The 19572-nt window shown below is 65.0% G+C and carries 18 protein-coding genes; 10 read left to right on the top strand and 8 right to left on the bottom strand.

The window, feature by feature from the left end:
• Positions 1-100: 100 nt before the first annotated feature.
• From opgC to MLD63_RS16545, 4 genes are all read right to left on the bottom strand, one after another.
• A complete protein-coding gene (gene opgC, locus MLD63_RS16560) occupies positions 101-1255 on the bottom strand; it encodes an OpgC domain-containing protein (RefSeq protein ID WP_255331030.1) in 1155 nt (384 codons plus the stop codon).
• A complete protein-coding gene (mdoH, locus tag MLD63_RS16555) occupies positions 1252-3381 on the bottom strand; it encodes a glucans biosynthesis glucosyltransferase MdoH (RefSeq protein WP_255331029.1) in 2130 nt (709 codons plus the stop codon). Before mdoH ends, opgC begins: the two co-directional genes overlap by 4 nt.
• Positions 3357-4901, bottom strand: a complete 1545-nt coding sequence (locus MLD63_RS16550; protein ID WP_255331028.1) for an OpgD/OpgG family glucan biosynthesis protein — start codon at positions 4899-4901, stop codon at positions 3357-3359. The genes mdoH and MLD63_RS16550 overlap by 25 nt, the downstream gene beginning before the upstream one ends.
• Before the next feature lie 117 nt (positions 4902-5018).
• Complete coding sequence (locus tag MLD63_RS16545) at positions 5019-5570, bottom strand: cytochrome b (protein ID WP_369697014.1); 552 nt, start codon at positions 5568-5570, stop codon at positions 5019-5021.
• A gap of 98 nt (positions 5571-5668) precedes the next feature.
• Between MLD63_RS16545 and MLD63_RS16540 the strand changes: the two genes are divergently transcribed.
• The 6 genes from MLD63_RS16540 to MLD63_RS16515 all read left to right on the top strand — a co-directional run bounded on the left by MLD63_RS16540 (position 5669) and on the right by MLD63_RS16515 (position 12484).
• Positions 5669-6433 (top strand): CDP-alcohol phosphatidyltransferase family protein, encoded by a 765-nt coding sequence (locus tag MLD63_RS16540; protein WP_255331027.1) that lies wholly within the window; start codon positions 5669-5671, stop codon positions 6431-6433.
• Positions 6430-8007, top strand: a complete 1578-nt coding sequence (locus tag MLD63_RS16535; protein WP_255331026.1) for a sulfatase-like hydrolase/transferase — start codon at positions 6430-6432, stop codon at positions 8005-8007. The genes MLD63_RS16540 and MLD63_RS16535 overlap by 4 nt, the downstream gene beginning before the upstream one ends.
• Positions 8008-8078: 71 nt before the next feature.
• Positions 8079-9077 carry an ABC transporter substrate-binding protein gene (locus MLD63_RS16530; protein ID WP_439957680.1) on the top strand — a complete coding sequence of 333 codons (999 nt, stop codon included), beginning with the start codon at positions 8079-8081 and terminating at the stop codon, positions 9075-9077.
• Positions 9067-9864, top strand: a complete 798-nt coding sequence (locus MLD63_RS16525; protein WP_255331025.1) for an ABC transporter ATP-binding protein — start codon at positions 9067-9069, stop codon at positions 9862-9864. The genes MLD63_RS16530 and MLD63_RS16525 overlap by 11 nt, the downstream gene beginning before the upstream one ends.
• Positions 9861-11441 carry an ABC transporter permease gene (locus MLD63_RS16520; RefSeq protein ID WP_255331024.1) on the top strand — a complete coding sequence of 527 codons (1581 nt, stop codon included), beginning with the start codon at positions 9861-9863 and terminating at the stop codon, positions 11439-11441. The genes MLD63_RS16525 and MLD63_RS16520 overlap by 4 nt, the downstream gene beginning before the upstream one ends.
• A complete protein-coding gene (locus MLD63_RS16515; RefSeq protein WP_255331023.1) occupies positions 11438-12484 on the top strand; it encodes a glycosyltransferase family 4 protein in 1047 nt (348 codons plus the stop codon). The genes MLD63_RS16520 and MLD63_RS16515 overlap by 4 nt, the downstream gene beginning before the upstream one ends.
• Before the next feature lie 73 nt (positions 12485-12557).
• Here the strand turns inward: MLD63_RS16515 and trhA are convergent, their stop codons facing one another.
• Positions 12558-13211: a PAQR family membrane homeostasis protein TrhA gene (trhA, locus tag MLD63_RS16510; protein WP_255331022.1), complete on the bottom strand. Its 654-nt coding sequence runs from the start codon at positions 13209-13211 to the stop codon at positions 12558-12560.
• Positions 13212-13475: 264 nt separating this feature from the next.
• On the opposite strand from trhA, the gene MLD63_RS16505 reads away from it, so the two are divergent.
• On the top strand, positions 13476-14135 hold the full coding sequence (locus tag MLD63_RS16505) for a DUF1007 family protein (protein ID WP_255331021.1): 660 nt from the start codon (positions 13476-13478) through the stop codon (positions 14133-14135).
• Positions 14117-15019 carry a nickel/cobalt transporter gene (locus MLD63_RS16500; RefSeq protein ID WP_255331020.1) on the top strand — a complete coding sequence of 301 codons (903 nt, stop codon included), beginning with the start codon at positions 14117-14119 and terminating at the stop codon, positions 15017-15019. The genes MLD63_RS16505 and MLD63_RS16500 overlap by 19 nt, the downstream gene beginning before the upstream one ends.
• A 507-nt stretch (positions 15020-15526) precedes the next feature.
• Here the strand turns inward: MLD63_RS16500 and MLD63_RS16495 are convergent.
• Positions 15527-16420, bottom strand: a complete 894-nt coding sequence (locus MLD63_RS16495; protein WP_255331019.1) for a serine hydrolase domain-containing protein — start codon at positions 16418-16420, stop codon at positions 15527-15529.
• A gap of 252 nt (positions 16421-16672) precedes the next feature.
• Between MLD63_RS16495 and MLD63_RS16490 the strand changes: the two genes are divergently transcribed.
• Together MLD63_RS16490 and MLD63_RS16485 are read left to right on the top strand one after the other, a co-directional pair.
• Positions 16673-16936, top strand: a complete 264-nt coding sequence (locus MLD63_RS16490; RefSeq protein WP_255331018.1) for a PepSY domain-containing protein — start codon at positions 16673-16675, stop codon at positions 16934-16936.
• Positions 16929-17468: a cytochrome b/b6 domain-containing protein gene (locus MLD63_RS16485; RefSeq protein WP_255331017.1), complete on the top strand. Its 540-nt coding sequence runs from the start codon at positions 16929-16931 to the stop codon at positions 17466-17468. Before MLD63_RS16490 ends, MLD63_RS16485 begins: the two co-directional genes overlap by 8 nt.
• 21 nt (positions 17469-17489) lie before the next feature.
• Here the strand turns inward: MLD63_RS16485 and MLD63_RS16480 are convergent, their stop codons facing one another.
• A complete protein-coding gene (locus tag MLD63_RS16480) occupies positions 17490-18758 on the bottom strand; it encodes a histidine kinase dimerization/phospho-acceptor domain-containing protein (RefSeq protein ID WP_255331016.1) in 1269 nt (422 codons plus the stop codon).
• Entirely contained in the window at positions 18755-19408 is a 654-nt protein-coding gene (locus tag MLD63_RS16475; protein ID WP_255331015.1) for a response regulator transcription factor, read from the bottom strand. Before MLD63_RS16475 ends, MLD63_RS16480 begins: the two co-directional genes overlap by 4 nt.
• Between the last annotated feature and the right edge of the window lie 164 nt (positions 19409-19572).

Below are 19572 nucleotides of genomic sequence, written 5' to 3'. Positions count from 1 at the left end.
CTCCCAGTTGCTATTGACTGGCCAAAGCCTGCAACCATTCGCGGGAGGACACAACAACAAGCTGCCGCGAAACAGTGCAGATTGGACGCATCTCCGCGTCTCAGGAGGTTGTTTTCGGGCCGTTCTGGGCGGCCGGTGCAGGCGTCGAGCGTCGGGCCTTCTGCCAAGGCGCACCCCAGTTCAGCCACATGATGGACAGCCACCAGAGCGTCAGCATCACCCACAGATCGACCGGCAACTTTTCGGCGAAGGTCTGGTCTGCGGGGTTGATCTGCAGCGCGTCTCCCAAGACCGAAAGGACGACGCAGGCGATGAAAGACCACAGCCCGCCGCGACCGATCTGCTGCAGCGCCACGCCGATCCGCGTTTCGGCCAGACGCCTCATCGGGTCTGCAAGCGGCACGGCGACCAGCCAGCTTGCCGCGAGGATCGCCAGATAACGGGTGCCATCCAGCGGCCACTTGTCGATCGTCCCGTAGATTTCCTTCAGGCCATTCCGCAGGGGCAGGGCGGGTTCGCCGAATTTCGATGCGATCACGATCGTCGCGCCAAAGATGAACATGCCGGCCGAAAGCAACGTCAGAAGCCGCGCGTGCGGCATCAGTTCGGTCATCAGGCGGCGGCGGAACAGGCCCATCGCGACGCCTGTGAAGAACAGCATCTGCCAACCGAACGGGTTGAACAGCAGTCCGCCGCCGCTGTGATTGGGGATCAGGCCGTTCAGGACCGGGGCCACGAACCACAGTGCGACGGACCCGGCACCGAAGCTCAGCGGAAAGCGGATCATCAGCGGCACCAGCACCGGGACCGAGGCCAGCAGCACGACGTAGACTGCCAGCACATCCAGCAGGTTCGGCTGAAGCCACATCGTCATCAGCGTGCCGAGATAGCCCAGCGGATTGTCGATGACCCAGACCGCGTACTGGTTCCAGATCGCCGTATGCTTCCACCCCATGGCGAGCAGCCCGGCCGAGATCAGCGCGATCAGAACACCGCCCAGGACCAGCGCGCGCCAGACCTCGAAAGCGCGGCGGGCAAACCGGCGTCGCGCTGCGGGTCGGCCGTTCTTGCGTTCGACGCCGTCCCAGACCAGACCGACCAGAAAGCCCGACAGCAACACGAACAATTCGGCCGCATCGAAGATCGAGAAGTTGGCCAGTGTGTAGGATCGCAGCACCGAGGCCGGCATGTGGTCAAGCATGATGCACACCAGCGCGTAGCCGCGCAGCATGTCGAGTGCGACAAGACGGTTCATGCCGGAAGCCGGCTCCAACGCTGCAGAAGGTCCGCGTCCGAGATCAGCGCATCCGTCTCTGCCCGGTCGAGCAACGACAAAGCCTGTGCCTGTGTCTCCGCGTGCGCGATTTTCGCCTCGGCGGTGATGGCAGGCAGACGCGTCGCAAGGTCCCGGTCGGCGGCGGGGGGCGGCAGCATCGCGATGTGGCGTTTCAGCAGATCGGGATCGCGACCCAAGCGCAGGATCGAGGCATCCCCTTCAGCGCTGCGCGGCAGCCGCCGGGTGACGGCCTGCGCCTGCGCGATGATGGCGGGCGTCGCGCGTTCCTCGGGCGTGACCAGCAGATCCTGCCGGCGTGCAAGGCGGCCCAGCACCGGACTTGCCGAATAGCGCGAAGTGAAAGGCGACAGGATCAGCCCCAGCAGGATCGGCGACAGCCAGATGAGCTGCGCAGGCGAGAATTGTGCCAGCACGATCAGCGTTCCCAGCCCCAAGGCGACATGCAACCAATGACTGGCCAGCACGACGTTCCAGCCGGGCATCGAGCCGGCTCGGGTCTGCGCGTTCCATCCGCTGTCGCGTCCGCGCAGGATGTCGAAGATCTGCCGGGTCTGGATCAGCATCTGCACCGGCGCGATCAGCGCGGACAGCACGATCTCGACCAATGCGCTAGCAAAGACACGCCCGCCGCCGCCTGCCTGCGAGGGGCTCGATCGCCGCCAGGCCCGCACGATGGCCACGAATTTCGGTACATAGAGTAGCGCCATCGCGGCCACGAAAAGCCACAGCATCCGCCGCGCATCGAAAACGGGCCAGTCCGGGAAAAGCTGGTAGGCCGTCGGAAAGTATTCGGGCGTGGACAGCAGCACCGTCGCTGACAGGACCAGACCAACCAGGATCAGTGCCAGCCAGATCGGGCTCATCAGGAAGCTCATCACGCCAATGGCGAAATGCGCGCCGCTTATCGTGCGTGTCCTGCGCATGCCGATCAGGCTGAGATGCTGCAGGTTGCCCTGCGCCCAGCGGCGTTCGCGCGCGGCCATGTCCAGCAGCGTCGGCGGGCAGCCCTCGTAGCTGCCGCGCAGATCATGGTCCAGCCGCACCTTCCAGCCCGCGCGGCACAGGGCCGCCGCCTCCACGAAATCGTGGCTGAGGATCGAGCCGCCAAAGGGCGCGCGCCCGCTCAGCGTAGGCAGACCGCAGGCCTCGGCGAAGGCGGGGACGCGGATGATCGCATTATGACCCCAATAGTTGCCGGTATCGCCTGACCACGCCGCGACGCCGCGTGCGATCATGGGGCCGTAGATGCGCCCGGCAAACTGCGTCAGGCGGGCAAAAATCGTCTCGCCGCCAACCAGCACCGGCATGGTCTGGATCAGGGCAAGATCGGGATCAGCCTCCATCCGCGCGGACAGATGCGCGACGGTCGACCCGGTCAGAACGCTGTCGGCATCCAGCACGACCATCTGATCGTAGCGCCCGCCCCAGCGGCGAACAAAATCGGCAACGTTGCCCGACTTGCGATCCACGTTGTCGTCGCGGCGGCGATACCAGATCGGAAGGGGTGATAGGCGGCGCGCTGCCTCGACCGCCAAAGTCTCATCCACCACGACTGCCGGGTCGCGGCTATCCGACAGGACGAACAATTCGGCCCGGTCGGCCATCTCGTGCTGCGCCATGTCGCGACCAAGCGCGGTCAGCAGCCCGATGCTGGTCGCAGCATCCTCGTGATAGACCGGCATGATGACCGCGATCCGCGCCCGCCCGGCTGCGGCCGGCGTCGTGATCGGACGGGCCAGCAGCCCAGCCAAGGTCGAGCAGAAGGAAAATCCGATCCAGGCGAAGGTCGGAACGAACAGGATCAGCAGCACGATCTGCATCGGCGTCGGTCGGTCCCCGAACGCCGCAAGCATTTGCAGAAAGCCAAGAACGGCGATTACGCCCGTACCACCGAAGGCAATCGCGCGCGCGAGCCAGGTGCGCGCGCCCTCACGCGCACGCGGATGGTCATGCCGCGGACGGGCGCGCAGGTCCTGAACGGGCATCGCCAGCGGTGCCTCGGGCGGGAGCGCCGGCTGCGTCGAAGCCGAAGCTTCCGCGTCCTCGGCCACGGTAAGGGTCACGCCGTCCAGCGGGTCATCCATGTTTCGCTCAGCGCCAATCCGTCGGGATCGGTCAGCAGGGCCTGCAACTCGACCATCTTCTCGTTACCGGGACGAAACTCGAAGGCGAGGCGCAGCACATCCTCTTCGGGAAGAGGCTTCAGATAGGCATGGACGATCTCGCCGGAAGAGGTCGTCACCTTGGATTGCGGCAGAGTGTCGCGGAACGGAGCCAGATCAAAATCGACGATGAAACTGCGGATCGATTCATCGTTGATCGAACGGCCCGCGCGGACGTCGCGAACCCGCGCCACGGGCAGGTCGCGCGGCAGCCGTGACGCGAAGCTCAGGGTATAGCGGAAATCGTGACGTTCACCCTTGGCCATCACGTCCTTGGGCAGCCAGTAGGCGACGATGTTGTCGTTGAACTCGTTCTCGACCGGTATTTCGATCAGACGGACCTCACCCTCGCCCCAGTCGCCCTCAGGCTCGATCCAGGCGGACGGACGCAGGTCGTAACGTGCTTCGGCGTCCTGGTAATCGTCAAATTCGCGGTTTCGCTGGACCAGACCGAAACCTTTGGGCCCGTCATCCACAAAAGACGAGATCTGAAGCGAGTTCGACGATTGCAACGTGCGCCACAAGGCCTGGCCGGCGCCGGTGTGGATCTGCAGCCCGTCGCTGTCATGGACGGCCGGGCGATAATCATCGACATTGCGGCGGCTGGCAGGGCTGAACCAGAACATCGACGTCAGCGGTGCGATTCCGGTTTCGCGAAGATCGACGCGCGGGAAGATGGCAAGCCGCGTGCGCATCCGCGTCACATCGCCCGGGGTGACGTCGAACTGGAATGCCGCAGTCAGCGAGCGGCTATCCAGCGCCGCGTGGATCCTGATCGATTCCGCGTCCGGGCGCGGCTCGTGGATCCAGAAATCGGTGAACAGGGGAAATTCCTCGCCGTCAGGGCTTCCGGTCTTGATCGCAAGACCGCGCGCCGACAGGCCGTACAGCGTGCCGCGTGCGACGGCGCGGAAATAACTCGCGCCCTGAAAGACCAGAAACTCGTCCATGACACCGGGCCGGTTCAGCAGCGTCCGCAGCCGGAACCCCGACCAGCCCATGTCGCCGACCGTTTCGAGATCGGCCCCATCCGGAAACTGCGACGCATCGAACTCCAGCATCGCCGGATCGAATTCCAACCGACGCGGGGTGCCGTTGCGGACGATGCTGACATTGATCGGCTCGTAGAAGATCGATCCGGGGGGAAGCAGGTCCAGGCCAAAATTGGGAAGCTCGGCGAACGGATCGCGATCGCGGCGAAAGCGGATGGCGCGATAGGCGTCGTAGTCGAGATCGGCAAAGCTGCCGACCTGCTCGGCGACGGGTTGAGTGTAAAGCCGCGTCGCGCGTTCGGCTGCCAATGCGGCGACTTCCTCGAAGCCGAAACTGCCGGCAGCGGGTTCGTCGGCTGCGTTCTGGGCCCGAGCCTGAAAAGCCGGCATCGATACGCCGCCCGCAAGCATCAGGGCGCCGGTAGAATGGATGAAATCTCGGCGTTTCATAAGGCTAATTCGTCTGTCGCTGCTGTCGTCCGGCAAATGCCAATCCTCTCACTCGCACTTCTGCTGCGACGCAGCAAGAACCATCGGCCAAGCCTCGCCGACCGTGTCTGCGCCACCTTATCCAGTAGGCGGCCACATCCTTGCCCAGATTCCGTCGCGCTTGACCACCGCATGCTGGATTGCCGCCGCCAGATGCACTAGCAGCACGGCGATCAGAAGAAATGCCAGCGTCTCGTGAAGCTCGCTCGCCGCGCCTGCAAGCGCTTCTGACTTGGGCAGCATCGTGCCGATGCCAAGCGCGTCCAGCCCCTCGATCGGATAACGGTCGGCGCGAACCCGGACATAACCGGTGATGGGAAGCAGGATCGCCAAAAGGTACAGCGCACCGTGCGACAATCTGGCCGCCAGCCGCTGCCAGTCGGGCACCGATGCGGGAAGCGGCGGCGGCGGGTTGCGCCAGCGATAGATCAATCGGACCACCATCAGCAGGAAGACGATGACACCCGCGTTCTTGTGAAACAGAAACAGCGTATCCTGCACGGGGCGGGGCAGTCCCTCGCGAACCATGATCAGACCCGCGGGAATCATCAGCAGCACCAGCAGGGCGGTCAGCCAGTGCAGCCATCGCGCAGGGGGACGGTATCCGCTTGGGGTCGGCTTCATCGCCATCACCTTTTCGTTTCAGATCACGATAGCGTGGTTTTAGCCGCTCTCAAAGCGGTGAGCGCACGCTTGACGCATCGGATCAAGGGCCTAACGTCGATCAGATGAGCCAATGGGGCCTTCCATCCCGGACACATGATGCAGCCGTCCCGCGGCTAGACCGCGCTACGTCACTGCGCGTGGGCTGGGCGGGGGGGTGGACTGGCGCGGGCATCGCGGCGCTGGCAGCGACTCTGGCAAGCTGCGCAGGCCTGCGCGTGACAGCACCCCTCGGCTGGGTCGTCCCGTTCGGGCTTTGCGTGGGGATGTGGCTGATCGTCGGACAACTGGCACGAAGGCACCTTCCGACAGGACGGTTCGGACCCGCGAACACCGTTACCCTGATCCGCGCCGCCATGATGCTGGCGCTGATCGGACCGCTGATCACGGGCGAGGCGACGGGGCGTGCCGTCGCGATGGTCGCGGCCGTAGCGCTGACCCTCGACGGGGTCGACGGCTGGTTTGCCCGACGCACCGGGATGGCCAGCGCCTTCGGCGCCCGCTTCGATATCGAGGTCGATGCCGCGCTGGCGCTGGTTCTTGCGCTGCACGCCTTTATCGGGACCGCCGCCGGGGCAGAGGTGCTGGCGCTTGGCCTCGTCCGCTATGTCTTCGTCGTCGCAACGGTGCTCTGGCCCTGGCTTGCCGCGCCGTTGCCGCAGCGATGGCGGCGCAAGGCGATCTGCGTCGTTCAACTGGCGGCGCTGATCCTGCTGCAATGGCCAGACCTGCATGACGGCGCCGCAATCATCGCCGCAAGGCTGGCGCTCGCATTGGTCGTCTGGTCCTTCGCGGTCGATATCCTGTGGCTTCGGGAACGTCGCGCTTGAGGCGGCTTATCGCTGCGGTGGCAATCTGGCTTGTCCTGATCCTGCCGGCCAGCATGGACGCGCTTGCGCCGGACGCGTTGCTTCGTCTGCCTTTGGAACTGCCTGCGCTGCTTCTGATTGCATCTACTCTCGGTCAGGGGCTGGCGGGCCGGGCCTATTGCGTCCTGGCAGCAATCGCATTGACCCTGCTCGCCGTCCTCAAGATCGCCGACATGACCGCGCGCGAGGTTCTGGGACGCGCCTTCAATCCCGTCGCCGACCTGACATTGGTCGATGCCTCGGTCCGGGTGGTCGCAGGCTCGTTCGGAACCGGCGTCGCCGTTCTGGCTGTCGTCGCTTCCGTGCTTCTTGTCTGCATCATCGCTGCGTCGATGATCTGGGCGCTGCGGCAATGGCAGGGGCGGAGCCGAGGTCCGTGGCCTGCTGCCGGTGCCGCCGCGATGCTCGCATTGATCGCAGGCGTGACCGCCTCGGGCACGACGATCGGCGCCGTCGACGCGGCCGCCACGCGCTACGCGATCGACCGCGTCGCGCTGGTTCGGCGCACGGCGGTCGATCTTGCGGATTTCCGGCGCGCGGCGGCTCGGGATCCGCTGGCCGACGCGCCCGGTCTGCTTCAGGCCATCGATCGCGACGTGCTGGTGATCTTTCTGGAAAGCTACGGTCGCGCGAGTTTCGACGTGCCGTTCTATGCCGAGACGCATCTGCCGAACTTGCGCCGCGCCGAGGCCGAATTTGCACAGGCGGGGCTGGCGGTGCGCTCGGGCTTTCTGATCTCTCCGACGCAGGGCGGACAAAGCTGGCTTGCGCATGAAAGCTTTTCCAGCGGCCTCTGGACCGACGATCAGTCGCGCTATCTCGCCGCCTTGGCCAGCGGGCGGCAGGGCCTGTTCCATATCGCACGGACAGCCGGATTTCAGACTGCAGCAATCATGCCCGCCGTCACGATGCCCTGGCCCGAGGCCGAGACGATTGGCTTCGACACCGTGCTGGCCGCCGCTGATCTGGGCTATCGCGGCCAGCCGTTCAACTGGGTCACAATGCCGGACCAGTTCACACTCGCATCCATGGACCGCCTTCTGCGCCAGGGCGAGCGTACCCGGCACCTGTTCGCGCAGATCGCGCTGATATCGTCGCACGCGCCTTGGGTGCCGGTGCCAAGACTGATCGACTGGGACGATCTGGGGGATGGACGGGTCTTCGATGGGATGGCCAGCTCCGGCGATCCGCCAAGCGTTGTCTGGCGTGACCGCGACCGCATGCGGCAGCAATACCGTCTCTCGATCGACTACGTGTTGCAGACCGTTGTCTCTTACGCGTTGCGCCATGCCGAGAATCCGCCGTTGATGATCGTGCTGGGCGATCATCAGGCGGCCGCGTCCATCGCCCTGACAGAGATTGATGAGGTCCCGATCCACGTCATCGGACCCGAAGCGCTCGTCGCGCGCACGGCCCGATGGGGCCTGGCGCCGGGCCTGATCCCGCCGGTGAACGCGCCTGCGATCCCGATGCAGGACATGCGCGATCTGATCCTTCGCGGTTTCAGCGCCACGGATCTTACACCGCCGGCCTGATTGCCCAAATTTGTCTTCTTGCCCCGCAGCCCTCAGCCGCTAGTCTGGCGGCGATCCACAGGAGATACGTCATGCGCCGCCTTTCCCACCTGACGCGACGCCAGATGCTGGCCGTCGGCGCCGCCGCGAGCACCTTGCCGCTGGCGATGCGCCCCCGGATGGCCGCCGCTCAGACGCCCGTCTCGCTGCAATTGTCCTGGCTGCACTCGGTCCAGTTCGCGGGCAGCTACATCGCGCAGGATCGCGGCCTGTGGCGCGATGCGGGGCTGGACGTCTCGCTGCTGCAGGGCGGGCCCAATGCGCCGGTCGAGCCGCCGGTCGTCGCGGGAACCGCTCTCGTCGGGATTTCTGCCGCCGATTATACCACTGCTGCGGTCGCTGAAGGCGCGCCTTTCAAGATCATCGGTGTGGCGATGCAGAAAAATCCCTTCGCCATCGCCTCGCTGCCCGCAAATCCCGTCAATGCGCCGGCTGATCTTGCTGGCAAGCGGATCGGCATGGCACTGGCCAACACGCCGGTCCTGCAGGCGTTGTGCAGCCTGAACGACGTCGATATCGACGCGATCAAGGTGATCCCGACGCAATATTCCGCCCAGCCGCTGGTCGCCGGAGAGGTCGATTGCCTTCTGTGCTGGGAAACCGATCTGCCTGTCGCGATGACCATTCAGGGGGTCGAGAACCAGACCATGCTGATGGCCGATCACGGCTATGCGGTCCATTCGCAGACCTATATCGCGACCGAGGACAGCCTTGCCAATCGCCGCGCCGAGCTGGTTGCGCTGATGGCAGGCGAGGTCGCCGGATGGCAGGCTTATCGCGACGATACCGACGCGGCAGCCGAACTGACGATGGCGATGTTCCCCGACGCCGGCCTTGACCTGCCGACGCAGAAGCTGCAGGCCGAGCGGCAGGTGCCGCTAATGTTTTCGGATCTGACCGACGCCAACGGCTTCGGATGGTGGACGGACGAGACGGTCGCCGCGAATATCGAGACGCTGGCGCTTCTGGGACGTGAGGTGACGCCCGATCTTTGGGACCGGTCCATCCTCGAAGAGGTTCATGGCGCCTGATCCGCGCGCGGCCGAGATGAAATCCGTCGCGTCGCCCGACATCGTCTGCGAAGGCCTGTGCAAGTCCTTTGCGGACGGGACGCAGGCGTTGGCGCCTTTGGACGCTGTGTTTGACGGTGGGAAGACGACGGCCTTCGTCGGCCCCTCGGGCTGCGGCAAGTCCACATTACTGCGGCTGATTGCCGGGCTAGAGACGCCAAGCGCGGGGGCGGTCCTGATCGGCGGCGCGCCACCCGCGTCGTTGCAACGTCAGGGCGCAATCGCGATGGCCTTTCAGGACCCGTCACTGCTGCCGTGGCGCAGCCTGCGCGGCAACATCGCTCTGGCACTGACGCTGGCCGGCCGGCCCGCCGACCGCACGGCGGTGGACGGGCTGATCGATCTCGTGGGACTGGCCGGCTTCGGTGACGCGCGGCCGTCCGCCTTGTCGGGCGGCATGCGCCAGCGCGCGGCGATCGCACGCGCGCTGGTGACCGAGCCAAGCCTGCTCTTGCTGGACGAACCGTTCGGTGCGGTGGATGAACTGACGCGCCGCCAGCTGGCGCGCGATCTGCCGAAGCTGTGGGAACCGCGCGGCACGACCACGCTTCTGGTCACCCATTCGGTCGATGAGGCCGTCCTGCTTTCCGACCGCGTGCTGGTCCTGTCGCCGCGCCCGGCGCAGATCGCCGCCGACATCGCCGTGTCCCTGCCACGTCCGAGGCCGGCGGGGATCGAGCGGAGCGAGAATTTCCGCGCACTCGTGATGCAGGTCTCGGATGCGCTGGCAGAAGGCGCCGTGGCGTGACGACGGCGGTCGGGACCATCGCGCAGCCACTGCGGTCCGGTCTTGGTTCTGCCTTCGGCGTGATCCTGATCCTGCTGGCGTGGGATCTGGCCGCGCGCGCGACGGCGGGAAGCTTCGTACTGGCGGCACCGGCCGAGGTCTTGAACTGGCTTGTCGCCAATCGCGGTCTCATGGGACGGGCGCTGGCAGAGACGCTGGCCAACGCGGCGGCCGGGTTCGTCATCGGCAATCTCGCAGCGATCCTGCTCGCTGTGGTGGCGCTGGCCTGGCCCCGGGCCGAGCGCGCCGTGATGAACCTCGCCCTTCTGATCTTCTGCCTGCCGCTGGTGGCGACCGGGCCGATCCTGCGCGTCCTTCTGGGTCCGGGTGACGGGCCGCAGATCTGGCTCGCCGCGCTTGCCGTCTATTACACGACGCTCGTCCCGCTGATGGTCGGACTTCGCGCCGCGCCGGCTTCCTGGCTGGATCTGGTGCGGATTTATGGGCGCGGGCGCTGGACCGAGATCGTGCGCGTCCGTGCACGCGCCGCCTTGCCCTATCTGTTCGCTGGCTTGCAGATCGCTGCGCCCGCCGCATTCCTTGGCGCGATGGTGGGTGAGTTCACGGGGGCAGAGCGCGGGATGGGTGTCCTGACGGTCCGTTTCATCCGCGCGATGGATGTGCCCGCGATCTGGGCACTGGCCTGCGTCGCCGCGCTGGTCTCGATCCTCGTCTTCGCAGCGATCGGTTGGCTGGCGCGTTTTGTGCTGGACGAGAAACCGCCAGTGATCATTGCGCCGGCACAGGCGGTCGGCGCACTGGGCGTCACGGCGCGCATGTTACGCACGCTGACGCTCGCTGTCTTGGCACTGGCCTTGTGGTGGGCGGTGATCCAGATCGCCCAGCTGAACCCGTTTTTCGCCAAGGGGCCTGACGACGTAGCCCGTGCCTTGCTGAGCGCGCCTGACGCGGCAGAGACGCGGGCGCGGCTCGGCACCGCGCTGGTCGAGACGGCAGTCTATGTCGTGCCGGGTTGGGCCGCCGGCCTGGGGCTGGGCGCAGCCATCGCCATCGTCCTGATCCTTTTTCCGCCCATCGCCGCGGTCGCGATGCCGGTGGCCGTGGCATTACGGGCCATTCCCATCGTCACCACCGCGCCGCTGATCGTACTGGTCCTGGGACGCGGGGCTGTCGGAACGATCTCGCTGGTCGCGGTGATGGTGTTCTTCCCCAGCCTCGTCGCCTGCCTGCACGGGTTGCGGCAGGCGCCGGGCCAGATCATGGATGTCTTCGACAGCTACGCGGCGGGCCCCGTCTCGCGGCTGATCCACGTCCGCATCCCCGCCATGTTGCCGGCCTTCTTCGCCAGCGCGCGCATGTCCGTCCCCGCAGCGATCCTGGCCGTCACCGTGGTCGAGTGGCTGGCTACCGGTCGCGGCATTGGCAGCCTGATGGCGCTGTCAGCCTCACTGTCGGAATACGACATGCTTTGGTCGGCCATCATGGCGACAGCGGTCCTGGCAGTCCTGTTCCATGCCGGGGTCTCCGCCCTGGAACGTGTCGTTCTTGCCCGAACGGCGCCCGAACAGGTCGGATGAGCGTGCTGCGATCCGCCGCTTTCGCCATTCCCGGCGATATCGAGACGCTGACCGGCGGCTATATCTACGAGCGGCGTCTGTTGATGGGCCTGCGTGATCAGGGCCGCAACGTCACGCATCTGCAACTGCCCGCAAGCTTCCCGGACCCGAGCGCGGCCGAAATGACCGACGCAGTGGCGCAGTTGCAGGGGATCGACGCCGAACGTGTCCTGATCCTGGATGGGTTGGTCTTCGGCGCGATCGAGACCCATGGCCTTGCTGGTGTCCGCGCGCCGATCGTCGCGATGATCCATCATCCGCTCGCGCTGGAAACCGGCCTCGATCCGTCCACGCGCGATCATCTTTTTCGGACCGAGCGCGACAATCTGCGCCTGGCGCGACACGTTCTTGTCCCTAGTCCACATACCCGCGACACGCTCGTGCACCGCTACGATGTCGATCCGGCGCGGATCACCATCGCGCGGCCCGGAATCGATCGTCCGCACTTCACGCCCGTAGCAGACAAGCCGCCCCTGATCCTGTCGGTCGGTATCCTGCATCCGCGCAAGGGCCACGACATCCTGATCGAAGCGCTGTCGCGGCTGGACGATCTCGACTGGCGGGCGGTGATCGTGGGCAATCCGTGGCACCGCGCCCATGCCGATGATCTGGCGCGGATGGTGAAGCAGACCGGTCTTGGTGACAGGTTGCGGCTTGCCGGTCGGGTCTCGGCAGAGGAATTGCAGGGTCTTTACGCGTCGGCATCGATCTTCGCGCTGGCGACCCGGTTCGAAGGCTATGGCATCGTCTTCGACGAGGCGATCAGCCATGGCCTGCCTATCGTCTCGACCAAGGCCGGCGCGGTGCCCGACACGGTTCCACCGGGCGCCGGGTTGCTGGTTCCGCCCGACGACGTCGAGGCTTTCGCGGATGCGCTGCGAACATTGCTTTCCAAGGCCGGTGACCGCGACAGGATGGCCCAAGCGGCAAGCAAGGCTGCGCAGGCTTTGCCCGGCTGGAAGGATACCGCCGCGATCGCAGGGATAGTCATCGACAGCCTTTGACCGCTCCGGGGCACGCTCATAGGGTTGCGATTGCGGCGCAAATATCAGCCGCCCTTAGGGCCAACGACCGGGTTCAGACCTTCACGGGACTGGTGGCGGCCAGGTGCCATGTGATCGCCACGAAGAACACGATCGAGGCGACGACGACGAAGCCGTGCCAGATCGTGTTGTGGAAGCGCAGTCCCTTCCACAGCAGGAACGGCGTCCCGAGCGAATAGGCGATACCTCCCGCGATCATCAGGAAGAAGACCGGGGTGGATGTCGCCGCGATGACCTCACCGCCGGCGACCAGCACCGCCCAGCCCATGGCGAGGCCGATGACGACGCTCAGCCCGTTCGTCCGGCGTCGGCTTACCATCGCGATCAGGCTTGCTGCGATCGCGGCGACCCACATGCCGATCAGAAAGGTCGTGCCGGTGCGGGACAGCAGGACGAACGGCGTCACAGTGCCCGCAATCTTCAGGAAGATCGCCGAATGATCGAGACGGCGTAGCAAGCCGGACCATTCTTCGGCGGTGACGTGGTTGCAGGCCAGCGAGGCGGTCAGCATCGCGATCAGCGTGCCACCATAGACTGAAACGCCAAGGACGCTGACCACATCGGCATGCCACAACGCCGCGAGCGTGATGAGAACCGGAACGGCCCCAAGCGCGAGGACAAGGCCGGCCAGATGGACAAGCGCATCGCTGAGGCGTTCGGTGCGATCATAGGGACGAGCGGGCGACATCCGGGAAGACTCTTTGGGCAGCAGGAAACGGCGTTAAGTCAAGCATCGTGACCGGCAAGCCATCCCGCAAGCTGGCTCTATGGCCAACTGAAGCCTACAGGCCACGACGCGGCGTGAGAACTCGGGCGACGGACACAAGCGCGAGATGGAGTGTTGAGCTTGCGCGATCACGTCCGAAGTGCCTTGCGCTCATAAACCCTTCTTGAGTTGCTCACCCCACCGATTGTCGCACCCGGCTTGCTGCCCTAGACCGCAGCTATGAGCATGCGGCTGATCTCTGTCACCCTGCTGGCCGTCGCGGCTGCTTCTCCGGCCGCGGCACATCCTCATGTCTTCATCGATACCGCGTTCGATCTGATCTTCGATGACGCGGGATTGCTGACCGGGGTCCAGGTCGAATGGACCTATGACGAGCTTTATTCGCTGCTGCTCGTCGAAGAGAACGAGCTCGATCAGGACAGCGACGGGATCCCCGAGCCGCAGCGTCTGAATGCGTTTGCCGGTGGCGATGTGGACTGGGCGGCCGGCTTTCCCGGCGACTTCAGCGTGACCGTTGACGGTCTCGATCAGGCCCTTGCACCGCCTGCGGATCACAGCGCGGACTGGCGTGACGGCCGCTATGTCACGACACATGTCATGACGTTGAGCGACCCTGTCTCCCCTGACGGCAAGGTGGTCGTGGCTCGATCCTACGATCCGACCTACTTTGTGGCCTACGATGTCCCGACAGCTCCCGGCGTGATCGGCCAGACAGGGTGCGACCTGCGTCGGGAACGGGCCGATCGCGCGGCAGCGCAGGCCGAATATGGCGACGCCCTGGCCGCGGTCGACATGTCGTCGGACCCCTTCGAGGTCGTCGACCTTCCCGATATCGGAGTCATGTTCGCAGATTCGTTCATCCTGTCATGCGACCCGGATTCCTGATCGTCCCCCTTGCGGTGGCGGCGGGGCTTGTCTGGCTGATCGCCAGCGGCGCCGACGCACGACTTGCGCACTGGGCCGCCGGCTGGCAGCGCGAATTCCAGAATGAGCTTGCGCGCGGTTTGCAGGCACTGCGGGTCGGTCAGCCGGGCGCGGTCGGCGCGATGATCGGTCTGTGCTTTCTGTATGGCGTCGCCCATGCGGTCGGTCCGGGTCACGGCAAGGTCCTGATTGGCGGTTATGGCGTCGGGCGGCGGGTGCCGGTCGTACGGCTGTCGGCGATCGCCATCGCGGCGTCGCTGGGGCAAGCCTTGACCGCGATCCTTGTTTTCGGCGTAGGCTTCCTGGCGCTTGGATGGACGCGGGAAGCGTCGATCAGCGTGGTCGAGGGGATCATGGCCCCGATCAGCAGCATCGCGATCGGACTGATTGGCCTCTGGCTGATTTTCCGCGCCGGGCGCCGCCTCTGGCGATTCCGTGTCGTCGGACCGGTTCCTCATGCGCATCACTACCATGCCGATGGCCAATGCGATCATTGCGGGCATCGGCACGGGCCGTCGTTTGACGAGGTCGAAGGGGTCCGAAGTGCCCGCGACGTCGCAGCCCTGATCCTCAGCATCGCGATACGGCCGTGTTCCGGCGCGCTTCTGTTGCTCGTGCTGACATGGCACATGGGAATTCTTGCCGCAGGGATCGGCGGAACCTTTGCGATGTCGCTGGGGACGGGACTGGTTACCGTCGGTGTCGCGATCGCCGCCGTCACTGCGCGGGAAAGCACGTTCCGGTCAGGGGCGTCGGAGCGGATTTTGAGGCGCATCCTGCCGCTTATGGAGGGCGCCGCCGGTATGGCCATCGCACTTGTCGCGCTGCGGATGCTGACGGGCTGAGGGGTGCCGCCTGAAGTTTCCAAGGTTCGTGACTAAATACAGCTGATAACGCAGGCGACAGGCCCTTCGACAGAGCCGCTATCTGCGGCCAATATCAGCGCCGTCTTCATCTGCGTTGGGCATGCTTGGTTATGCTGGCCGCTCGTCCAGCTAACCACATGTGTCGTCGTGGATGCATGTGTCGAACGCCAGGTCGTTGTCTCTAAAATCATAATTCTCTTTACTTGACGAAAAGGTCAGCTATCGAAAAGGACAGGATGACATTTGACTTGGCATAGACCAAATAGGCATTACCGGGCGGCAGAGATAGTTGGTTGCCGAGTTTTGTCAGTAGTAGGTTGCCGTGTTGTGTGGCGCCGCCCGGTCTGTTCCAAACTCCGAGAACGTCGTCAGCGCAGACCGACGTGCCTATCGGCTCGACCGCCCAGATCAGCGGTTATTGCAAATCGCACCGCACGCTGCGCCCCTCAGTCGCTTCCCGTGCGGATCTTGCCGGGTCCGGCCAGGTCAATGATCCGTCGCGAGTCTCAACGCAGCGAATTCGGCTAGGCCTTCGTCCCTCCCATCGCAGAAGCTTGCGACGGTCACAGGGTCTTCAAGGTCGGGGAAATGGTAGACAGCGTTCACGCTGAACGGGCCGCCGCCTGAATGGCCGATTGCACGCCCCGCATCGCCCATGCGCCCGCTCATCAAGCCGATCGCGTAGCCGTGGTCGGTCCAGGGCCGTCCCTCGATTGCCCCACCAAGAGGGTATCGTTTCAGCATCTGCGAAAGGGTTGACGGTTCGAGCAATCGCGATGTGAACAGCGCGTGAAGCAGCCGTGCTGCATCTGCCGCCGTCCCGATCAGGCATCCATGGTACACCCAGCCGGGATGGTAGTGCCGGGCAGCTTGCCAGTGGACATGAGAAAACGCCTCTCTCGAGGAGGCGAGCGATATGCTCCGAAGGTCGAGCGGGTCGCAGATCATCTCGCTGACGAGGGATGCGAGGGGGCGACCTGCGACCTCCTCGATCCGCTCCCGCGCCAGCATATAGCCGACATTCGAATAGGCCCAGCCTTCACCCGGGGCGAACCTGTTTCCCTGTGCCAGCGCGACACGCAACAGATCGTCGCGTGACCACGGCTCGTCGTGATTTCGCACGGCAGCATGATACTGGGGAAGCGTGCCGTAATCCGGAAGGCCCGCGGTGTGGTACAGAAGCTGGCGCAGCGTGAACGGCTCGCTTGTGACGGGCTCGTCCAGATCGATCCTGCCCATCTCGCTGAGTTTGAGGGCGCAAATCGCAATGACCGTCTTCGTGAGGCTCCAATAGGGGAAGATCGGCGCGCGTTCGCTTTCGGCATCCTCTGGTGGGTCGCGGACGATACGGTGGGAAAACGTGGGTTGGCGTTGCGGCATGGGCGATTGGTAGCACGTGAGCGGCTCATGTATAATCGGCCAAGCTGCGGTAAGAGAATTGCTGCCGGCGTTCGACATTGAACTCAGCGCGCGGACGATTGTCTGCGAGGGTCACAGAGCCTGCGCCTCTGATTTCGCCTGAGGGCTGCGGGGCTGTGACAAGAAATCGGCGCTTCCGAATGCGATCTGCAAGGTTTCTGCAAGCTTCGAAAGCCATCTCTCCCTCATCGAAACGCAGATGATGGAGATGTCATGCGAGTTTTCCTGATCCCCGCCCTGATTGTCGCGACAACCGCGGCTGTCCCGGTCTTCGCAAGCGAACGCTGCGACGCGCCGCAATCCGAATGGCGCACCGTCGACGAGCTGAAGACCGAGCTGACTGCAAAGGGCTGGACGATCAACAACGTCAAGACTGAAGACGGGTGCTATGAAGTGTACGGTCATGACGAAGCCGGCAAACGGGTGGAGATCTTCTTCGATCCGGTAACGTTCGAGGCCGTGGGCTCCGATGACTGACAGGATCAAGGTCTGGGATGGCTTCGTCCGGCTGTTTCACTGGAGCCTGGTCTGTCTGATCGCCGGAACCTGGCTGACATCGGACGGCCCCAAGGTGCTGCATGAGCGGATGGGCTACGTCATCGCAGCCTTGATCGCCGCGCGCGTTGCGTGGGGCCTTGTCGGCCCCCGCCATGCGCGGTTCACCGATTTCGTCCGTCGCCCGCAGGTCGTTCTGGGATACCTGAACGATCTGCGGCATCGGCGAGAGAAGCGCTATCTGGGCCACAATCCTGCCGGCGGCGTGATGATCGTCGCCCTGTTGCTGACCGTGACCGGCACCGCCCTGACCGGATGGTTGCAGACGACGGACATGTTCTGGGGATCATCCGCGATGGAGGAGGTTCACGAAGCCCTCGCCACGCTGATCCTGGTGCTGGTGGTGTTCCATGTTCTGGGGGTGATCGTCGAAAGTCTTCGCCATCACGAAAACCTGGTCCTGTCGATGCTGACCGGTCTGAAGCGACCGTTGCCTCAAAAGGGACAACGCTGACGCTTTCGGCGTCGCGCGGACCTAGAGCGCTGCCGACGCCCCGATGCTCGGATCAGTTCGGTCCCGGATCGTCGTTCGGCGGTCCGGGAAGTTCACGCGGACCGTTGCCCGCCGATCATCCATCGCGAAGTCGACGCCGATCCCCTGCGCTTCCGCGACCTTGGCCACGATGACCAGACCGAGGCCCGCCCCGGGCGAACTGCTGGACTTGTCGAAGGTTGCGTGCCGAAAGGTCGCGCCTGGACGAACGGCATTCGACACGGTGACGGCCGGCCCGGGGGACAGCACCACCCGCAGGTCCCCGGCACCGTGGGTTGCGGCGTTCTGCAACAGGTTGCGCAGGATCAACGACAGCGCATCGGGATCGACCGGAACGATCGCGTCGGTGAATTCGGCGTCATCGAAATGCACTTTCAGATCGCTTTCGGCGACAACCATACGTGCCACGCGCACCAGATCGCACGGCCCCGCGCCCATCGAGGCCAATTCGGCGCGGGACAATTGCAGCAGACGTTCGACCAGGTGGCCCATACGGCCCAACGCCTCGGCCAGACGCCCGGCGGTTTCGGGGCGGGCCAGTCCTGCCGCGATCAGTTGCGCCTGGCCGGACGCGGCCGCGATCGGTGTCCGCAATTCGTGTGCTGCATTGGTGGCGAACTGGCGCTCTGCCTCGATCCGGGCGTGGATGTCGTTCAGGTAGCCGTTCAACGCTTTCGGGATGGGCACCAGTTCGGCGGGCAGATCGGGCGGGCTGATGGGCGACAGATCCTGTGCGGAGCGTTCGCGCAGCATCGCTGCAAGCCTGGTGGCGGGGCGCAGGGCCGAGGTGACGGCGCCCCTTGCCGCGATCACCGTCGCAAGCAGGACGGGCAGCATCAACGCGACCAGTCCGCCGAGGCTTTCGGCCAGTTCGTCCTGACGCCATTCACTGCTTTGACCGACCTCGACCACGATGTCGCTGTCGGGATCCGACAGCCGTAACACACGCCAGCCCGGCAGATCCTGTCCACCATCCGTGGCCACCGGCGCCCATGGCGCATCGGTGACCGTGGTATCGCCGTCGATGATTCGGACGGCGCCATCCCCAAGCGTCAGCGCGCCCAGATGACCCGCCTCCTTGTAGAGCGACAGCGAAAGCCGAGCCGAGTTTCCCAGCGTATCGTCCATCAGCTCGGACATTTCGTGACCGACGACGAGGACGGCCAGACCGACGCCGGCAAGCCAGGCCAGGCAAGCGCCCATCACCACGCGACGGACCAGACGTCCGCGCAGGGACCATGTCTGCGTCATGGGATCAGATATCCAAGCCCGCGCCGGGTCTCGATCATCGTCGCGCCCAGCTTGGCCCGCAATCGAGAGACATAGACCTCGACCGCGTTGCCCTCGATCGCGTCGTCAAAGGCGTAAAGCCGTTCTTCCAGAACCTGTTTGGACAGCACGCGGCCCCGCGCCGACAGCAGGGCATCGAACAAGGCCCATTCGCGCGACGTCAGGCGGATCTCGCTTTCGTCGCGAAACAGGCGCGCACCGGCGCGATCGACGCGCAGCGTGCCAAGCCAGCTTTCGCTCGCCGGATCGCCAGAGGCGCGGCGACCATGCGCGCGCAGACGGGCCGCGACTTCGGCTAGGTCATAGGGTTTGACGACGTAATCATCGGCCCCCGCGTCCAGCCCCGCAATCCGGTCCGAGATTTGTGTGCGGGCAGTGGCGATGATGACGGGCACCCGGTTTCCGCGTCTGCGCTGATCACGCAGCAGGGAAAGCCCTGATCCGTCCGGCAGGGCGAGGTCCAACAGGACCGCGTCGTATTCGGCGACGTCCATCGCGGCCTCGGCCGCGGCCAGGTCGGGTGCGTGATCGACTGCATGACCTTCGGCGCCAAGAAAGCGAACGACCGCGTCGGCGATGTCGGCCTCATCCTCGACCATCAGCACGCGCAATGGGTTCCTCCTGTCATGCCGTGTACACAGATGACGTGCGTCAGACACAGGATCAACGCATTTCACGCCTCACGCCGATGTGAAGCCCGTCAGCGCGCCCGTAAGCTTGCTGCAAGCTTCGCGGGGTCTGTGGGCGCACAGGCAGAGTAAAGGTGCGCCCATGA

It is taken from the genome of Paracoccus albicereus (assembly GCF_024359525.1).
Lineage (GTDB): Bacteria > Pseudomonadota > Alphaproteobacteria > Rhodobacterales > Rhodobacteraceae > Paracoccus > Paracoccus albicereus.
Note: the sequence above shows the minus strand (reverse complement) of the source record. Positions and strands in the feature narration are given on the sequence as shown.

Coding starts and splice junctions, on each gene's coding strand:
- MLD63_RS16540 (WP_255331027.1), top strand. CDS start 5,669: ATGAGCCAATGGGGCCTTCCATCCCGGACACATGATGCAGCCGTCCCG.
- MLD63_RS16515 (WP_255331023.1), top strand. CDS start 11,438: ATGAGCGTGCTGCGATCCGCCGCTTTCGCCATTCCCGGCGATATCGAG.
- MLD63_RS16490 (WP_255331018.1), top strand. CDS start 16,673: ATGCGAGTTTTCCTGATCCCCGCCCTGATTGTCGCGACAACCGCGGCT.
- MLD63_RS16495 (WP_255331019.1), bottom strand. CDS start 16,420: ATGCCGCAACGCCAACCCACGTTTTCCCACCGTATCGTCCGCGACCCA.
- MLD63_RS16530 (WP_439957680.1), top strand. CDS start 8,079: ATGCGCCGCCTTTCCCACCTGACGCGACGCCAGATGCTGGCCGTCGGC.
- MLD63_RS16485 (WP_255331017.1), top strand. CDS start 16,929: ATGACTGACAGGATCAAGGTCTGGGATGGCTTCGTCCGGCTGTTTCAC.
- opgC (WP_255331030.1), bottom strand. CDS start 1,255: ATGAACCGTCTTGTCGCACTCGACATGCTGCGCGGCTACGCGCTGGTG.
- MLD63_RS16505 (WP_255331021.1), top strand. CDS start 13,476: ATGCGGCTGATCTCTGTCACCCTGCTGGCCGTCGCGGCTGCTTCTCCG.
- trhA (WP_255331022.1), bottom strand. CDS start 13,211: ATGTCGCCCGCTCGTCCCTATGATCGCACCGAACGCCTCAGCGATGCG.
- MLD63_RS16550 (WP_255331028.1), bottom strand. CDS start 4,901: ATGAAACGCCGAGATTTCATCCATTCTACCGGCGCCCTGATGCTTGCG.
- MLD63_RS16525 (WP_255331025.1), top strand. CDS start 9,067: ATGGCGCCTGATCCGCGCGCGGCCGAGATGAAATCCGTCGCGTCGCCC.
- MLD63_RS16545 (WP_369697014.1), bottom strand. CDS start 5,570: ATGGCGATGAAGCCGACCCCAAGCGGATACCGTCCCCCTGCGCGATGG.
- MLD63_RS16500 (WP_255331020.1), top strand. CDS start 14,117: ATGCGACCCGGATTCCTGATCGTCCCCCTTGCGGTGGCGGCGGGGCTT.
- MLD63_RS16480 (WP_255331016.1), bottom strand. CDS start 18,758: ATGACGCAGACATGGTCCCTGCGCGGACGTCTGGTCCGTCGCGTGGTG.
- mdoH (WP_255331029.1), bottom strand. CDS start 3,381: ATGGATGACCCGCTGGACGGCGTGACCCTTACCGTGGCCGAGGACGCG.